This window comes from Pseudomonas violetae (genome assembly GCF_023072615.1).
GTDB classification, from domain to species: Bacteria; Pseudomonadota; Gammaproteobacteria; order Pseudomonadales; family Pseudomonadaceae; genus Aquipseudomonas; species Aquipseudomonas violetae.
In genome coordinates, this window is record NZ_JAKNRW010000091.1 from 1 (window position 1) to 1,103 (window position 1,103).

Sequence of the window (1,103 nt, forward strand, 5' to 3'; positions counted from 1 at the left end):
GCGAGCTTGCTCGCGATGGACGTTAACGATGACGAGGGCGGCCTGAATGCACGCGGCGCCCTCAGGTTTATCGCGAGCAAGTTCGCGCCTACAAGGGTCCGGTTTGAAAACAAGAATTGCTTCAGAGAGGACAACCCCATGCAAACCAAACTCCTGATCAACGGCCAGTTGATCACTGGCGAAGGCCCTGCCCAAGCCGTGTTCAACCCGGCACTGGGCCGGGTCCTGGTGGAGATCAACGAAGCCAGCGAAGCCCAGGTCGATGCCGCCGTGCGGGCCGCCGATGCGGCGTTCGACAGCTGGTCCCAGACCCCGCCGAAAGACCGCTCCCTGCTGCTGCTCAAGCTCGCCGACGTCATCGAGGCCCATGGCGAAGAGCTGGCCAAACTGGAATCGGACAACTGCGGCAAGCCCTACAGCGCTGCACTCAATGACGAGATTCCGGCGATTGCCGATGTGTTCCGTTTCTTCGCCGGCGCCAGCCGCTGCATGAGCGGCTCGGCGGGCGGTGAATACCTGCCCGGCCACACGTCGATGATTCGGCGCGACCCAGTGGGCGTGATCGCCTCCATCGCGCCGTGGAACTACCCATTGATGATGGTCGCCTGGAAAATCGCCCCGGCCCTCGCGGCCGGTAATACCGTGGTGCTCAAGCCATCGGAACAAACCCCGCTAACCGCGTTGCGCCTGGCCGAACTGGCGTCGGAAATATTCCCGGCCGGTGTGCTCAACCTGGTCTTCGGTCGTGGTCCTACGGTGGGCAGCCCGCTGGTCACCCACCCGAAAGTGCGCATGGTCTCGCTGACCGGTTCGATCGCCACCGGTTCGAACATCATTTCCAGCACCGCTGACAGCGTCAAGCGCATGCACATGGAACTGGGCGGCAAGGCCCCGGTGATCATCTTCGACGACGCCGACATCGACGCCGCCGTGGACGGCATCCGCACCTTCGGTTTCTACAACGCTGGCCAGGATTGCACCGCAGCCTGCCGCATCTATGCCCAGGCCGGGATCTACGAGAAGTTCGTCGAGAAGCTCGGTGCCGCGGTCAGCAGCATCAAGTACGGTCTGCAGGACGATCCGGCGACCGAGCTCGGCCCGTT

At 63.4% G+C, this 1,103-nt stretch carries 1 protein-coding gene; it reads left to right on the forward strand.

From position 1 onward, the window contains the following. Window positions 1-138: 138 nt before the first annotated feature. On the forward strand, window positions 139-1,103 hold a 965-nt coding region (locus L9059_RS30570), incomplete at its 3' end, for an aldehyde dehydrogenase family protein (protein WP_247296933.1).